Source organism: Enterococcus sp. 12C11_DIV0727 (assembly GCF_002148425.2).
In the GTDB taxonomy this organism is placed as follows: Bacteria; Bacillota; Bacilli; order Lactobacillales; family Enterococcaceae; genus Enterococcus_L; species Enterococcus_L lemimoniae.
Map to the genome: position 1 here is coordinate 2,191,288 of NZ_CP147248.1, position 16,792 is coordinate 2,208,079.

Sequence of the window (16,792 nt, forward strand, 5' to 3'; positions counted from 1 at the left end):
CTTTTTTCTTATTTCTCGTTATTCATATAAGGCATGTTTTTCCCATAGCCTTCTTTATTCACTTGTCTTGCACGAGCAATCGCTAAGTCAAACTCAGCTACATCATCTGTAATGGTTGAACCTGCTGCGATAACTGAATTCGCTGCAACATTCACAGGTGCAATCAAATTTGTCGCTGATCCAATAAACGCATGATCGCCAATGCTCGTCCGATGTTTGTCTTTACCATCGTAGTTCACAAAAACTACACCACAGCCAACATTGATATTTTTACCTAAATCAGCATCCCCAACATAAGTCAGATGTCCGACTTTAGTATCTTCTGCCACCGTTGCATTTTTGATTTCCACAAAGTTACCAACGTGAACACGTTCGCCGATTTCAGCTTTTGGACGAATATGAGCAAATGGGCCTACGTCTGCATCTTTGCGAATAATACTTTCCTCGACAATTGATTGGGTGATTTTCACATTATCTTCAATTACACTATCAACGATTTCAGAATGTGCACCGATGAAACAATCATCCCCAATCACTGTTTTCCCTTTTAAATGTACCCCTGCTTCAATTACTGTATCTGAACCAATCACGACACCTTCATCGATATAAGTTGAATCAGGATCGATAAAGGATACACCATTTCTCATATGCATCGTATTTAAACGACGGTGCATGATTTTATTCGCTTCAGCTAAAGCTACACGATCATTGATTCCCATCGCTTCTTCAAAGTCAGCCATTTGATAGGCCGCGACAGTTTTGCCTTCTTTTTTAAGGATCTCAATAATATCTGTTAAATAATATTCGCCTTGGGCATTGTTGGTATTGATTTTAGATAAAGCATTGAATAACGCCTCGTTATCAAAACAAAATGTCCCAGTATTGATTTCTTGAACACGAGCTTCTTGTTCAGATGCATCTTTTTGCTCCACGATTTTTTCAACGATGCCTACATGATCACGAATGATACGACCATATCCCGTTGGATCTTCCGCATGCGCTGTTAAAATCGTCGCACTGGCGTTTTTACCTTGATGGTAATCAAAAAGGTTCACTAATGTTTCAGAAGTCAAAAGCGGTGTATCTCCTGTAATAACCAGCGTTGTTCCTTTTTTGCCTGCTAAATGCGATTCTGCTTGCAACACAGCATGTCCTGTTCCTAATTGTTCTGCTTGTAAAGCATATTGGCTACGCTCGCCTAAATGGCTTTTGATTGCTTCTGCACCATGACCTACGATCGTGACAACTTCACTTGGATTCGTTTTTTCGACTTGATCCATGATGTGCTCTACCATTGGTTTTCCAGCGACAGGATGCAACACTTTATAAAGTGTTGATTTCATACGTGTTCCTTTACCGGCAGCGAGGATAATGACATATCTGTTTTCCAATTGCTTCACTCCTAAGAATTGTTTTATTTTCAATCGTTTATTTTCAATTTATGCACCATGTTTTAGTTTAGCTTACTCTTTATGGTTTTTCAACTGAACCAATTGCTTTTTTGCTATACCAATTTATAATTTTGAGGATTTGCGTTATAATATATATGCTTATATGTTATCTAGCTACACGAGCTAACCACTTCGCTCCGCTTCGATCTCAACAATTCCTAAGAGCTAAAGCTCTAAGGATTGAAGGTCTCGGAAAAAAAATGGATTGTGACAAAAAACATCACATTCAATGTTTCCTATTTTTCTGTCAAGGTTGAACGAGCTCGTTTCGCTTTTATTTTGGGGGTGATAATATGATACTTAAACAAACACACGTATCTCATTCAAAAGCCCATTCAGGTTTGACATAATAAAGTGCTTTGGTTGTTGAAGGATTGCCTTTACGCAAAGTACTTTATCACTTGAATGATAGAGAGGAAATCCATTATGAATAAACAAATACAACCATATCAATTTAATTTTATTAGAAAACAAGCCAATATTTTGCTACAAGCTCATTTATCTGTAAATGATAAAAATACAATCAAAACACTGCAAGCGATCGTTCTTGAGAAAATCAATGAACAGTTTGGTGCAGATAAAGATCAGTTACAGCCTTTATTAGAAGGATTTTTAGAAGCTGCGACTTCTAAGCCTAGACTGGAACACTATTTGGAAGAGTTAAAAGAAGCGGTGATTCCGTTTGATTTGCCTTCAAAACAACAACTAACAAAGCTTTTTAAAAAGACGAAGAAATTAAAAATCCCCGAGTGGGAAATGATGGATTTGCGTGATTATACCTTTTACAGCTGGAATGACAGTGGGAAACAGCAGAAATTTATTATCGCTTCAATCGACGGACAGCTCGTCGGTGTTTCCGGAACAATTGCTCCTACGACTCAGAAGGGCATCTGCCCGATTTGCCATGAAACGTCAGAAGTTGCGATGTTTCTGTCTAAAGTGAAAGAATCTGGTGATGGGATGTACACAAAGCGTGGGAATTATATTTGCTATGATAGTGAGAAATGTAACCATAATATCGAGCGCAGAGAAGAGTTAGAAGCGTTTGTTCAGAATGTGAAATTTACGAAGTAAAACATTACCTAGAGGAAATCGCCTCTAGGTTTTTATTTTTTTGATCTCCTACTTTTTCGAATTATTTTACTAGTTGGCATTATTAGATTGACTGGCTATTTCTCTTTAAACTAAAATGATTTACTCTATCAAAAAGATCTAAAAAAAACTGAGCTAACAAAGGAGGAATACTATAGTGAGCAGTCTAGTTGTATATCCAGCAATTTTTAATCAAGAAGGAAATAACTATAACGTTACATTTCCTGACCTCCCAGAAGTAATTACATTTGGTAACGGTATCGAGCATGCCGTAGAAATGGCTCAAGAAGCGTTAGGTTTGGCAATCTATAATAAAACAGAATTGCCTACCACATCTGATCCAAGAAAAATAAAATTAGACAATAAAACTGATTTCGTTTTAATGGTTACTTTGGATCTAGATGAATATAGAAGGAAATTCCATTCAAAATCTGTAAGAAAAAATACATCAATTCCAGAATGGATCAATGACTTAGCCGAAAAAGAAAATATAAATTTTTCTCAGACTTTGACAGAAGCACTTAAAAATAAGTTGAATGTCTGAAAATTTCTGCAGGCTGTTTAAAGTTATTGTGGGAATAAATTCTTGTTGATACAATATTTCTACCTGAAGCGAGCACAACCAAGCTTCAATTGGTTTGATTATGCTCATTTTATTTTCACACTAAAAAGTATTATTTTTTTTCAAATCAGCCTAGTCTTCTCTCGTAAGAAAAGTAATCACATTGTATTCACTTTGTTTTTACTATATAATAAAAGAAATGATACGGAGGGATCTAACATGAAAACAAGACGACAAGGAAATGCAATTGTGTTAACAATACCCGCTAAATTTGGTATTGAAGAAAATATTGATTATGTCGCCGTCAAAGGTGAAGACGAGAGTATAACGTTCATTAAAAAACAGTCTAACTTATTCAAAGAAGCTTTCGAGAACAATCAAGAGATAGAAGTTGGAGAAGGGTTCCCTGAAGATTCTGCTGGAAGGGAATTAATGTAATGGTTTTTAGTGTTCACGGATATACCCCAAAACGCGGAGATATCGTGGTAATCTACTTTGACCCTAGCGTTGGGCGTGAAATTCAAAAGAAACGGCCAGGCATTGTTATTAGCAGTGATGAATATAATGCCGTAACTGGAATGATTGCAGTTTGTCCAATAACGTCTACGAAAAACACAAAAAATCATTTTATTTCTTTAGATACCAATCATCAAATAACTGGATACATCAATCCTCTTCAAGTTAAAACATTTGATTTTACTGCTCCAGAAAGAAATGTTCGGTTCATAGAAAAAGCGACGTTGAAAGAAATTGGTGAAACGGCACAGATTGTCAGCATGATCTTTGATTTTTCAAATTTGATGACAGAATAAAAAACTTAGTTGGATATAGTTCATCTCAAATATAAAAAAGTACTGACAACATTCATTCCTTAACTTTGTTAGCGTATAAAAAAATCGTGTTATAATGACAATGAAAAGAGAGATATGCGCTAACATACCTCTCTGGTGTAGATAGTACCAGTAAAAAGCTGGCGGCTATAGATTAAACGGTAAAAGTAAACCATTTTAACCTGCTAAAGTTAAAAAAATGGTTTATTTTTTTTGATTAAATTTCAATATGGCAACTCCTAACATTGCAAAACTAATCGCAAGTGTTAATGCTTCATATCCTGACAACTCTATTCCTTTCCAGAGACACAGCCATTAATCATCAGGCATCACCATTTTCCAAGAGATTTAGCCAATCATCTTTTCACTTCTCTGCATTAATTATTATATCATAATAGCAAGTATTTATAATGCTTAATCGTGATTTTCGATGGCAAAATGAACCATTATTGGGCGATAATTCAGACAGTCATTAATACAAGTAAAATGTTCAAAATTCCACTACTTTTGTCAAACTTGTCCGTTTTTTTAGCCAAAATTTGACTGTTTAAATTGTTCAAAAAAATTCTATTGACTATTCCAACTGCTTTAAGTTAGAATAAATTTACAACATAAAATAAAAAAAGGCGCCCTGCCAGAAGACGGTAATCTTCCAAACAGAGCCCTGTATTATCAGCGTAAACTAATAATACAAGTTGCCTCGTCAATAATTTCTTACTGACTATCTTTATTGTACTAAAAGTAAAAATGGATTTCCATTCTTTTTTGCTTACTCAATAATAATAGTGAATGGTTATTTAACGAACGCTTCATGGTATTAGTAGCTGACTAATATCATTTTTTTGTGTTTAACATCAGGTAATTATAACATATTTGCTAAAACAAAATATCTGATTGAGCATAATTCATATACAATAGTAATATCAAAGCGTTCCAAAATAGCTACTAAGCCCAAGGTTAATGGCAACGATAGTAACAAAAATGATTGCTATAGAAGATTGTTTCATAGTAAATAAGCAGCATGCTACAATTCCAAAGAGCAAACATTTTAATATCACGAGCCATAATCCCTCAAGGCGATAGTTTGAAGATGGTGCGCACCAAATACTCCAAATAATAATCATCAATATTGGTGCTAGTAAAACAACTGTAACACGAATAATTTTACTAGACTGAAGAGTGAACCCCCAATATCCTAAAATAAATATAGCAGCTACTTCTATTAGAAAAGCAATTGCTATATTAGTATATTTAATTAAATACATTACGTTCTCCTTTTTTGATTATGTATTTCATCATTAGAAACTACAAGAACAATATTATACAGCTAAGCACAAAAGCCACAAGACTAAATGGTGTCATTATTTTACGTTATTTCTTACTTTTAGTTAATAACCCATTAGAAAAAATGGCGAAGAAAAGGAATACAGTCGTTAAGATAATTAAGCTTCTGTCAAATCGATTAAATACCTGGATATAAATTAATTGACTATAGTTAAGATAACTAATACCGACAATCGTCCAGATAACCAAAAATATAAAGCTGATAATTCTCATTTTGAATGGTAGCACAATATTTTTTCCACCTAGTACATATTCACCAAAAGGAAAACCAAATATTAATAGTAGATGAAGCAAAGCATTGAGAAAAAAACTGATTGCAATTATTATACTAAGTACTTCTATCATCGTATTCTCCTTCATTATTAACTAGTTTGAGTATATAATATTAAGATGGATAGCACAATTACGCACAAAAAAGTAAGTACCCATTGGAGGTTGAGATTTGAAATCAGAAAAAGAAAATAGATGCACTGTTGAAGATTATGGTTTTAAAAATATAGAAAAATTATTAACCATGATAGGTGGTAAATGGAAAATACAAATTATTTATCACTTGAGCGGAAATCCTAACATTAGATATGGACAGCTGAAAAGAAAAATTCCTGAGGTTAGCCATAAGACATTATCAGCCCAACTTAAACACCTAGAGAAGGACAGGCTAATTTCAAGAATAGAATACAATGAAAATGTGCCTAGAGTAGAATATTTACTTACAGGTCTCGGAAGAAGTCTTCTGCCTGTTTATGAAGTATTTGGAAATTGGTGTGAGGAAAATAGAGATGTTTTTGAAATAATACGAAAATAAAAAGATAGCCTTCTTATCCCGGGAGGCTATCTTTCTTGTAAAAGCTCATTTTCACCAAGTTTAAATTTTTATTATTAAAAGTTGTTTTATGGAAGTTGCTTATTAGAGCGAAAAACAAAATAAAAAGGCACTCTGCTAAAGGACGGACATACTCATACAGAGCCTCATATTATCAGCGTAAACTAATAATATAAGTTGCCCTAGTCAATATTTTCATATCGACTCTTTCATTTTACTCAATTTTTGTAAGAAATACTAGTACTTTTTACAGATTTGAGTGGGTTGAAGCAGTTGGTGGTTATTTATTGCACTTTTGCACGGTATTAGTTTAGTCGCTAATGCCGTATTTTTTCGCTCTTTTTATAACTAGCAAGTACTTTGTTCTCCTTTATAAATACGTTTTTTGCGTATTTACATTCTACCAATTGTGCTTGCTAGTTGATGGGTTTAGAGTCGAATCCTACCAGCTAGTTGTCATTCATTCAAACAGGCAGCCCAGTCAATGCGTACAAAAACCGAGCAATATGTCTCTACATTTTCATTCATTTGAATAGCAACTATCGTATTCGATTTTGAATTCATCATTATTAACAATGATCCATATGGCGGATATAGGGTCGTTGTGTAAAAAATCCGCAGGCCTGCAGAACCTGCGGATTTCAAATAGCTGTTTATCGTTCAGAAACTTCCAACCATTTTTCTACTATCACATGATAAACAGCTGTTTGTTTTTTCTTGTTCATAAAATAAATAACGTTTTAGTCTCTGTGATATATAAGCACTAAAAATGTTACTTTAATCATCGCTTCAAGTTTCTGATTTCTCCTCCTATACTCTTAATAAATTTTGTTATTCTTCAATTTTCTTCTGAAGTAATATCCACATACTAGAAGAACAAGTGCAAAGCCAATGAGCCTTATTGCATTCTTCTGAGCTTCTCCTGTTTTAGGATAAGTACTACGTTCTTTTTTAGTTTGATCTGTTATTCCATAGCTTTTAACTGAAGAGTTTATCCCACCTTGAACAGCTGACGGATTCCCTGATGATGTTCCCGTTTGTTGTAATTGCTCCGAGCTGTTGCTTCCATCAGATTGCTTAGTACTACCCGATGTCTCTGTCGACGACTTATCTGGTTGAGTATTTTCTGTAGAATCTGTTGGTTCTTCTGGTTTTGGAAATGATATAACTGCTTTGACGATCTCGCTCTCATTCCCAGCATCATCGTAGCTTTGAGCCCAGATTTCGGTTGCTTTTGCTTGCTCAAATGGCACTGTATACGATTGATAACTGACGCCTTTATCCAGACTATAACGAAGATGGGTATAACGATTTTGTTCTTCTGTCAATTCTTTGTCATACGTAATTGTAACTTGTACAGGAAGTGTCGCGTTCTGACTCCGCGTTTTAGCATTAATGGTTATAATCGGTTTCGCCGCAATACTACTTTGAATATTATTTACTTCATAAGTTGTTATGTCGGACTTGTTGCCATACTGGTCTACTGCATAAAAGTATACTTTTTGATTTGTTACAACAGCTATTTCATCTGTATAACGCTCATAACGTTCAGTATCAAAACTATAATAGATTGTGGTCTTCGGTTCGGCAGTAGCTTTTAGTTTAACGGATTGATTTGTTACAGTTTGATTATTTGCCGTGACAATAGGTACTTTTGGTGCTTGATTGCTATAAAAGACTGAAACAGCTTTACTTGTTGTATTTCCAATACTATCTGTTAATCCAACTTGTAGGTGATTCTCTCCCTCTGTTACAGGGACTTCATAATCAAATGCAGCTGCTGGTTTACCCTCAAAAAATTTCTCATCAAACGTATTGTAATTGACATCCGAATAAATGTTTTCATTGTTTACAAAGAGTTTGTACCCTGAAAAATTATCTGAAATTGAGCCTTTTAAATGAAACGGATTTTCATTCGTATAGACTGAATAGTTCCCTTTTTCATCTATTGTCAAGTTATCCATCTGCAAGGTTGGCAAAACTGTATCAACGACCACATAGTATCCTTCATTGACAAAAGGATTTCCATTATTTTTTTGGTCTGATTGGACATAAAAGGCTAGACTTTGCTTTCCTTGTTTTAGCTTGATAGGGAAACTAAAGGTCAATGTATCGGGATCATAAGAAACCTCTTGTTTGTTGATTGTAAAATGATCGACCTTTTCACGCAAACGACCTTTTATTGTATAAGTTTCTGCCGCTGAATCATAATCAGGGTTGCCCACACCAACGATAGTGATATTACTTATATTAATATTTTCTAATACAAGAATCTCTCTTTGCTGGTAGCTTGAGGTTGTAATAATTCGTTCTTCTACGGTTTGATTCCCATACTCATCTGTCGCATAAATCGAAATTAAATTTTGACCATGAACCAATTCTATATCTGTTTTAAAGTGACCATCTGCTTGAATTAGAGATGTCAAATCAACTTTTTGACTGCTACTTGTTTGCTCTATTTCTAGTTTTTTCGTTGTTTTACCTGTTGTTCCATTCAAGGTATATATCGATTGATTCGTTATACTATTTTCTTCTATGGGATCCGTAATGGATAACTCAGGCAATTTGCTATATACAGTGATTGGAACTTCTTTAATAATAGTTTGACCCTCACTATCCGTAGAAAAGACAATCGTTTTAGTGTCATTTGTCACAGGAACAACTACTTCAAATAACTGTTCATTTTTTGTCGCTTTAACTCCGTTAACGAATAATTCCTGAGGATATGAACCATTGATCAACAAGGTTTGATTCGTGATTGAAAAATTAGCGGTATTGCTTGTAATCACTTGATCTTCAAATAGATTGAAAAGGACTAACCCAGCCTTTGTCCCTTGTTGTATCAACTGATTTCGATAAGCATAATTTCCTGCATAATCCGTAATCAGCAGTTCGACTTGATTCTGACCTTCGCTCGGTTGCTGAGATGCGACTAGCGGAATCGAAATAGGTCCTGATGTTTGATTGCTAAGATCATACGTTTCGATTCTTCCGTTAACAGAAACAGTGACTGCTCTTAAATCTACACCACTTAATTCATCTGTCAGATTTACATTTAATTTTGCTGTTGGATTAGCATTATCGAAGGCTATTTGCTCAATCGTTGGTTCGACAGTATCGACTTTTATTGGCAGATACATTTCTTGAGGTTTCGCATCAACAATATCGGCCTTAGCGACTACTTTCATTTGATATTGTCCATCTGGTACGACTTCATTTTTTCCAGTTTTCAAATTAAATGTGGTGCCATCCCAATTAGCACTTGTAATCGTATGAGACGTAAAACGCCCCATGCTAGAATTAAATGTGTCTTTACGAATTCCTTTTTCCTCAGCCAAACGTCGAATTACTTTTTTATCGGCATCTACAATTTCATACGTAACACTTTTAGCATTTCGTAAAAAGTTTAAGGTTGGTTTTGCTTCATCTTTACGACCATCTTTATTAGGAGAAATAGCAACTAAATCAGGATTAATCGTATTATTTTTCAAACCTAAGAAAGTATTGTTCTTATCTGTAAAAAAACCAAATCCTTGAATTGACGCTGCGTCATAGATTGGTGCATCAATCACAGATGCTAAACTATAATCCCCATAAAATCCAACAAATGGCATGGTTAAATCTGGTTGAGTATCACTTGTAAATCCGATGTAGCCTTCTACAAATTGTTGTTTCGACAACGAATTGGGTAAGCTTAATTTGAGCTGAATCGTTTGTGTTTGACCTGGTTGTATCGTTACTTTATTCTGACTCGCTAGCATTTTCGCATCTTTTATTTTGGTTTCATAGACCTCAGCAGTACTGGTTTGTGCTTCTGTATAAACACCGCCAAAGTCCGTAAATTGGTATGTGGCTTCTTTATTTCCATTATTTTTCAGTTTAACAGAAATCGTGGTTTCCTGACCAACTTGTTTTAGTGCCAGTGCACCATCACCATCAACTGCATCAGTCAAGGACGTCGTATTTTCGATTGCTTTGTCCACTTTTATTTGCCCAGCACCTTGGCGACGTGGTGAAATAATCACTTCATTATGATTTTTATCCAACATTGGTAATGCAGTATTCATCACAGATAATTTTGCAAAACGGGTTAAATCTGTTCCAGACAGCGAGGTTTTTCCATTTTTCAAGGCCTGATAAATAAGTGCTTGGGAACCAGCAACAAATGGAGCAGACATTGACGTTCCACTCATCGTTTTATATTGATTGTTATTAACTGTCGAGTAAATATTCCCTCCAGGAGCTGATATTTCCGGCTTAAATTCTAAATTGGGTGTTAATCCCCATGAAGAAAAATCAGACATTTTACCTGTTTTGGGATTTGCAAATTGAAACTCACCGCTATCAAAACTAAATCGTTGATTCTTATTATCTTTCGCTAGTTTAACAAGTGCTTCCCCATCTTCTTTTGTTAAACTTAAAGTTAAATAGTTAAGATCCTCGATTTGCATTCCCATAGGAGGACTATTTGAAACGTTGTTATAAATAAATGCAGCAATTGCTCCATGTTCCTTGGCATTACGTTGTTTTTCTGAAAAATTGATTGTCCCACGTTGAATTAATGCTATTTTTCCTTGAACATCTTTCGATCGATAGTCACTTTCTGCTCCGATTCCAACATCGATTAAGTCGGTTGTTTGTTTTAGTAGGTCTGTACTTTCAGTTGTTGGATTAGAAAAGACGATTGCACCAGAAGGTGATGTTGAGGTCTCCATGTGATAGGGCTGCTTCGTCCCGTTTGTATCAACTAGTTGAACCAGCAAGCCACCACTTGTAATATACGTATTTTCTGCAGAAGCAACAGTTAAAGCTTCTTTCGTAACACCTGGTGAACCAAGTGTTCCTGTGTCTATTGTTCCTAATTTATTTTGTGGATCAACATTCGTATTGTCCGTAGTACTAATACTACTATTCCCTGCCGAAATCACAGACAACACACCTGCTTCAGCAGCCTGTCGTATGACTAATTGTTCTGGAGAATCTGGGTCCACGGCACCTGAAACAGAACCTAAACTCATGTTTAAGACATCAGCTCCTAGTTTTACTGAATCCTCAATCGCCGCAATTACATCATCGTCTAAGGCTGTTGCAACCCTCGTATTATTTGGAAAGACTTTCATTGCAAGTATTTGTGCTTCTGGTGCAACACCTAATACTGCTTTAGCAGGATCCTCTCCAATACCATTTGCGGCAACAATCCCTGCAACGTGCATCCCATGCATGCCCGTTCCAGGATTTGTATCAATAATATCCTCATTATTATCGGCATAATTGTGACCATAAGGAACTTTTCTAGTAAAGGCTTGTCCATACCCCAAATTTTTTGCGCTTTGTCCTCCTACTTGTAGGGAAATTTTTTCTTTAGTTTCTTCGGATAAACGTAAGTCTTTATGTGTAGGATCAACGCCTGAGTCAATGATAGAGATAACCATTCCTTCCCCTTTTAATTTGTAGTTTTCCCATACTTGCTGAACGTTTGCCAGCTGATTTGAATCGATTGAGGTTGGATGATAGACCTTTGCAGCCGAAACAGAGGCAACTCCATGAATAGATTTTATCGTATCAACATCTTTATATTTCGCATCAATTGAAAAACCATTGATCAAGTAACCAAAAGCTCGATCACTTTTATTCCCCGTTAAAGCTTCGATTTTCTTTTTTACTGTCGATTGATTTTCAATAACATCCTCTGTCGCTTGTTCAATTGATTGAACGGACGCTTTGCTTCCTGTGGGATCAGGTAGTTCTTCAACTGCCGCAGCTTTTTCAAGTTGCACAATTAACCGAATTTCTTGATTTCCGTCAAAAGTATTTTCTTCAAATCCAGTTGTGTCAAATCCTCTACTTGTTAATTGGGCTTTGACATTCTCTTCAAACGCTTTTTTACTTAGATCATTTACAGTCGCTTCACTTTTTTTATGAGCCTCTATTAACTTATCATAACCAATATTTTGCTGTGCAGGTGTATCTTTATCAGCAAAAGCAATTGTTCCATAGATATTCAGCCCGATAGATAATAATAAAATAGTTAGTAAAAACAGGCTACTACTTTTCCTTTTTCTAACATAACCAAACTTCATCATTCCTAACCCCTCCTTTTTCATCATTTTCAAATAATAATACAATTCAATTCTAATTCAAATGTCATTTATTTTCAACTTTATAAAGACTTTTTTTATAAAAACTTGAAACTTCATTTTATTCAGCAGTTTTTAGGAGAAATAAAAAAGACATTCGTAACGAACTATTATTGCTTACAACGTAACATAGACCATCCGAGAAAATCCCCACTTTTTTCTACATCATTCTAGAAATTGAATAAGGTTTACTGCTACATCGCTTGGAGAAAATGGTGTTCTTTCATCTTTATTATTTTTAACTTCTTCCTCAAGTATCACTATTTCACCTATGTCAGTGATCCCTTGAAATATAAATGAGATTGTATCATTCGATTGTGCTGAGTAGGAAGTATCCACACCACAAGAAAAGTATATATAGTTCTTACTCATCGCTTTTTGTTCAGTAATCACATTATTTTTGTACTCAAAGTTGGAGAACACCAGACCTTCAGCTCGACCTCTGATACCGAGAATTTTATTTTTGTATAATTTCGTTCCCGTTGGTACAGCAGATATTATCTTCTGCTTCTTTCTTTCAGTTAAGCCGTCATTATGGGAAAAACCAAAAAACCAGTGAACCCATCCTTCTTTAGGTGACTGATTCAACTGATCATTAATCTCTCTAGGTGCATCCGTTTCATATTCAGGTAATGGCCTGGCATGATTAATGTACTCATGGTAAATGGGTAGCTCTGGATCATCAGGATTTAAAGTTGCCATCACATAATCAGCACACATAAATATTTCTCGGACATACTCCATATCAGCAATGTTTATTTCATCAATGTACAAACAACCATATTGACCACCAAGAACCTTTTTCCAACGAGCTTTGTTATCGTAACCAAGCACATATATTATTTTTTCTCCGTTAGAGGTTTGATATTTCAGGTGAGGCAAGCTGTGATCCTTATTCCCTTTAGAGTGGTAGGTGACTAAGCTTCCAAAAATATCAATAATTCTTAATTCGGATTGAATAATATTTTTTTCGATTGTTCCCAAATCTAAGCCGCTAATGATGTGCAGTTTCCTATTTGATTCAGCAACCTTAAAAAGAAATTTAACAGCCCCTACAGTTGTTTTGCCTGCTGCTGTGGTTCCCTCAAGAAACTCAACGTCTGTGTCATATTTAAGAAATCTTTTGTACTTAGGTGACAGAATCAACTCAGTCATCTTCATCACCTAATTGTTGTAAAATACTATCGAGCTTATCTGTTCTGATGGTTGCATCAATCTCTTGTCTATCGGTGAACAGCGCATGACGCTTACCCAATAGTTCTGCAGCTTTGATCCGGTCTTTAGCAGATAGCTCCTTACGTTCTCGAGCCACATCTCCCACGCCGTCTCCTGCGCCAACAACCATCAAGACCTCTTCATCAATTTGGCCATTCATAGCTTGAGAAAGGAATTCCTCAACATCTTTTGCTGTAGCGATGTTTTCATCTTGAATTTTTTCACGTTCTTCTTTAATAGCGTTTTTAATGTCAACATTTGTCAACAGACGCTGTCCTTGAGAACGTGCTGTCTTTTCTGAATATCCTGCTCTGATTGCAGCTTGTGTAGCATTAAAGTCGATTAAATATTGTGTTACAAATATTTTTTGCCGATTATTCATTCCTTTTGCTGTCATGTTGTTCACCTCCTTCTCTTTAAACTAAAACAACCGCCACGAATGACGGTTTATGTAATATAAAAAGCCACCGCGTATGCGATGACTAAAAATTGGAAATCTCTTACTAAAAGCGAGTAGCTGTTTATTTTGAATTTTTATATGACGGAAAAACATTAATGAGCTTTTCATATTCCGTACCATTAATGACTTCATCAATTGGTTGAATTTTCCCTTGTGATTCCATCAATTTTAGTTTGTTATAAATGATATTATAATCCCCTGTATTTCCACCTACAATAAATCGTCCATTGTAAAGATAACCTTTAGTTCCTTTGTATACCCCATCTACAACTGTTAATTTCATCATTTCTTTTTCCTCCTCTGTATTTAGTTTATTTTCCTCATTCTCACTTATTTGCGTATTAAATAAATTAATTTCTTCTTGACGACGACGTCTTAAGCCTTCCTCAAATTGTGATCCTTTATTAATGTAATTAGCGAATGACTCCGTAATGTAACTATTAGAAGCATTTTTATCCCAATTATCTCTTTTAAAGACCCCTGTACCGCAATTATAGGTAAAGCTCACCATTGCATCAAATTGATTTTGATTAAAAGAACGAGTAAAATAGTTGTTTACTGCATTTACATAACCCGATATATCCTTTCTGAATTGATCATCCGCTTGAGCTTGAGACCACGTTGTTACTCCAGCGACTAAATTTGTTTGCCCTTTTGGTTCTGCATGTCCCCAACCAATAGTAATCATTCCATCACCAAGATCATATGCTGTAAGGATACAATTTTCAAATTTCTTGATTAATGCTTCCCCATTAGAACTTAAAGTAGTCGCTTTTTCGTCTGGAGTCGATGTGTTGCTTGATGAAATCCATTGGTCTAGATTTAAAATATCTGTAATAGGGACTTCCCCAACATTCTTCTTAACAGCAAAGCCATTCCAGTTTGCTTGCCAACTATCAGAACCGATTTTTACCCAAACGTGCCCGTAGCCACCGCCACCATTTCTGCTAACAGCTATGTTGAGTGTGCCTGTTCCAACTTTTGCGATTCCTTGAGAAACATACGTGTTTGGAATATCTTTTGCATTTCCTCGTGCAGCATACGGATTAGGTGCCCCAACAAATTCAAGCAAATTTTTAATCAAACTGACGCATTGACCACTTAAACCGCTGTCAGATTTATCAACAGTCACTTTACCGACAAGACTGTCGAGAAAATTCCTTACTTCTCCAATTGTTTTTGCCATATATTATTACCTCCTAACATTTGTTTTTGTAATATCTTACAACGTTAGTTTAAAGGATATTTATTCTTTCAAACTATCGCAATTCTGTCAGTATTCTCCCAATATAAAAAGCCACCGCGTATGCGATGACTCTTTGATCTGTCAGTATTAATTCGATTTGCCTCGTTTTATAAAGTTTCACCATTTAAGTTTCATTTTAGCTTATTAGTTTATGATAGATTTATTAACTTAAAACAAGGAGATGTTCGCCATGCTAAAAAAATTGCTTTCAAAACTTCAATTAATTTCAAAGGATCTTTTATACGAGGTTGCTCTTTTAGGTGGTGCCCATCTAATATATGAATTCGTCAGTCATTTAGTATAAAAATAACCCACCCACAGGCTGTAAACTAGGTATTTACCTGTGAGTGGCGATAACCAACTAAAGCAACTATCGTAAATTAGTTGTGTGTGTAATTGTTTGCTTTGAATGGTTTATCTTAATATTTCATAATATCAATATATCATTATATCTATATTAAATGGCGCCATTTTCTTGCCATCTTCATGTATCAAGATTTAAAGCATTAGCTATTTCTTCAAAAAATTCAGTTCGTAATCGTTGCGCTGTTCTTTTACTACAAAAAACTTTACCACTTTGTAGTAGACCGTCCATCGTATACACTGGTCGTTTTACTAAATAAAGCTCATGAATAATTGTCCTTGTGTCTTTATCGGAGTTATCAAGCGCATTAGAAACTACTTGCTTATTACGCTCTAAGTTAGTTAACCTTTTGTCCTGCTCAATCGTAATCATCAAGTTAACCTGATTGTCATAACTCGCTTTGGTACCTTTGATATCTCCGTTAAGATTAGATTCACGTTGAGGATAACGTAACTCATCCTCGCGCTGTTTGATATATTCATCTGTTTTGTAATAATCCGCTAGGATGTCTTTGATATAGTTAAATGTTGATGTTCTCAATCCGTTACCTCTCTCTATGATATAATTACTCCGAAAAGGAGTTGTTATTTTTGAATATGATGAGATTTTTGACTATATTTTCTATTTTAATTAATACGTTTGTTTTATTCACACTGTTTACTATGGTTTCATTCGATATACTTTTCACCGGAAGTCTATTAGCCTTTATAACTTTTTATATTAGTTTGTTCTACAGAATCCGTTTTCTAGCGGGTCTTTTAGTATTCCTGTCATTTTTATTCTCTTTTGCTTTTGGCTTTTTAGGATTCGTCACATTTGTAATCGCTACTAACCACCTCGACATAAAAATAATAGGAATATTTTTAATGATGTATGGGATCCTCAATCCATTTCTATTAATGTATCTAGCTACTAAACGATGTAAACATATCATTTAAACAATCCACCAAACGCCTTCTGCCTGCTCATGGTGCCTTTGCGTTTGTCGCCTTTAGTTTTAAAGTCTGGCTGTTTAGGTAGTTCTTTCCACTCAATCTGAACAATCCCGCTAGACAGTTCAGCCAATTTTTGTAACTTCTTGAGCTACTGATTCTCCTACTAATGACCACTCATACAATCTGTTGCTACTCACTCTCTTTTATACTTATTTACCAGATTATCTTTACACATCATCCAACGTTTAGTTTGGTTTATTTTACATTAAAGTTGATATGAATTAAAAGATGTAATAATATTTTGAGTTCAAATAGTACAAACATATTAAATAG

The 16,792-nt window shown here is 35.1% G+C and carries 12 protein-coding genes; 5 read left to right on the plus strand and 7 right to left on the minus strand.

Annotated features, from left to right (window positions below; translation table 11 throughout):
- Positions 1–8: 8 nt before the first annotated feature.
- Positions 9–1,391 carry a bifunctional UDP-N-acetylglucosamine diphosphorylase/glucosamine-1-phosphate N-acetyltransferase GlmU gene (glmU, locus tag A5866_RS10410; RefSeq protein ID WP_086445460.1) on the minus strand — a complete coding sequence of 461 codons (1,383 nt, stop codon included), beginning with the start codon at positions 1,389–1,391 and terminating at the stop codon, positions 9–11.
- Positions 1,392–1,877: 486 nt separating this feature from the next.
- On the opposite strand from glmU, the gene A5866_RS10415 reads away from it, so the two are divergent.
- From A5866_RS10415 to A5866_RS10430, 4 genes are all read left to right on the plus strand, one after another.
- Complete coding sequence (locus A5866_RS10415) at positions 1,878–2,525, plus strand: FusB/FusC family EF-G-binding protein (protein WP_086445459.1); 648 nt, start codon at positions 1,878–1,880, stop codon at positions 2,523–2,525.
- Between the two features lie 175 nt (positions 2,526–2,700).
- Positions 2,701–3,087 (plus strand): type II toxin-antitoxin system HicB family antitoxin, encoded by a 387-nt coding sequence (locus tag A5866_RS10420; RefSeq protein ID WP_086277863.1) that lies wholly within the window; start codon positions 2,701–2,703, stop codon positions 3,085–3,087.
- A 237-nt stretch (positions 3,088–3,324) separates the two neighbouring features.
- The gene (gene mazE, locus A5866_RS10425; RefSeq protein WP_086277862.1) at positions 3,325–3,543 is read left to right on the plus strand and encodes a type II toxin-antitoxin system PemI/MazE family antitoxin; all 219 of its coding nucleotides are present in this window, start codon (positions 3,325–3,327) and stop codon (positions 3,541–3,543) included.
- Positions 3,543–3,917: a type II toxin-antitoxin system PemK/MazF family toxin gene (locus tag A5866_RS10430; protein WP_086445458.1), complete on the plus strand. Its 375-nt coding sequence runs from the start codon at positions 3,543–3,545 to the stop codon at positions 3,915–3,917. The genes mazE and A5866_RS10430 overlap by 1 nt, the downstream gene beginning before the upstream one ends.
- 941 nt (positions 3,918–4,858) lie before the next feature.
- On the opposite strand, the gene A5866_RS10435 is transcribed toward A5866_RS10430, so the two are convergent.
- Positions 4,859–5,200, minus strand: a complete 342-nt coding sequence (locus A5866_RS10435) for a YrdB family protein (RefSeq protein WP_086445457.1) — start codon at positions 5,198–5,200, stop codon at positions 4,859–4,861.
- Between the two features lie 521 nt (positions 5,201–5,721).
- Here A5866_RS10435 and A5866_RS10440 point away from each other — a divergent pair.
- Positions 5,722–6,084, plus strand: a complete 363-nt coding sequence (locus tag A5866_RS10440) for a winged helix-turn-helix transcriptional regulator (protein ID WP_086445455.1) — start codon at positions 5,722–5,724, stop codon at positions 6,082–6,084.
- Between the two features lie 836 nt (positions 6,085–6,920).
- On the opposite strand, the gene A5866_RS10445 is transcribed toward A5866_RS10440, so the two are convergent.
- The 5 genes from A5866_RS10445 to A5866_RS10465 all read right to left on the minus strand — a co-directional run bounded on the left by A5866_RS10445 (position 6,921) and on the right by A5866_RS10465 (position 16,064).
- Positions 6,921–12,185: a S8 family serine peptidase gene (locus A5866_RS10445; RefSeq protein WP_176332618.1), complete on the minus strand. Its 5,265-nt coding sequence runs from the start codon at positions 12,183–12,185 to the stop codon at positions 6,921–6,923.
- Positions 12,186–12,404: 219 nt separating this feature from the next.
- Entirely contained in the window at positions 12,405–13,394 is a 990-nt protein-coding gene (locus tag A5866_RS10450; protein WP_254907629.1) for a terminase large subunit domain-containing protein, read from the minus strand.
- Entirely contained in the window at positions 13,387–13,851 is a 465-nt protein-coding gene (locus A5866_RS10455) for a terminase small subunit (protein WP_254907628.1), read from the minus strand. The genes A5866_RS10450 and A5866_RS10455 overlap by 8 nt, the downstream gene beginning before the upstream one ends.
- Before the next feature lie 124 nt (positions 13,852–13,975).
- Complete coding sequence (locus A5866_RS10460; protein WP_086445453.1) at positions 13,976–15,100, minus strand: lysozyme; 1,125 nt, start codon at positions 15,098–15,100, stop codon at positions 13,976–13,978.
- 544 nt (positions 15,101–15,644) lie between these two features.
- Positions 15,645–16,064, minus strand: coding sequence for a transcriptional regulator (locus A5866_RS10465; RefSeq protein WP_086445452.1), 420 nt, complete (start codon positions 16,062–16,064; stop codon positions 15,645–15,647).
- Between the last annotated feature and the right edge of the window lie 728 nt (positions 16,065–16,792).

What these genes read in the sequence shown, in the direction of transcription:
- A5866_RS10415 (WP_086445459.1), top strand. Translation starts at nt 1,878, where the DNA reads ATGAATAAACAAATACAACCATATCAATTTAATTTTATTAGAAAACAA.
- mazE (WP_086277862.1), top strand. Translation starts at nt 3,325, where the DNA reads ATGAAAACAAGACGACAAGGAAATGCAATTGTGTTAACAATACCCGCT.
- A5866_RS10430 (WP_086445458.1), top strand. Translation starts at nt 3,543, where the DNA reads ATGGTTTTTAGTGTTCACGGATATACCCCAAAACGCGGAGATATCGTG.
- A5866_RS10435 (WP_086445457.1), bottom strand. Translation starts at nt 5,200, where the DNA reads ATGTATTTAATTAAATATACTAATATAGCAATTGCTTTTCTAATAGAA.
- A5866_RS10445 (WP_176332618.1), bottom strand. Translation starts at nt 12,185, where the DNA reads ATGATGAAGTTTGGTTATGTTAGAAAAAGGAAAAGTAGTAGCCTGTTT.
- A5866_RS10450 (WP_254907629.1), bottom strand. Translation starts at nt 13,394, where the DNA reads ATGACTGAGTTGATTCTGTCACCTAAGTACAAAAGATTTCTTAAATAT.
- A5866_RS10455 (WP_254907628.1), bottom strand. Translation starts at nt 13,851, where the DNA reads ATGACAGCAAAAGGAATGAATAATCGGCAAAAAATATTTGTAACACAA.
- A5866_RS10460 (WP_086445453.1), bottom strand. Translation starts at nt 15,100, where the DNA reads ATGGCAAAAACAATTGGAGAAGTAAGGAATTTTCTCGACAGTCTTGTC.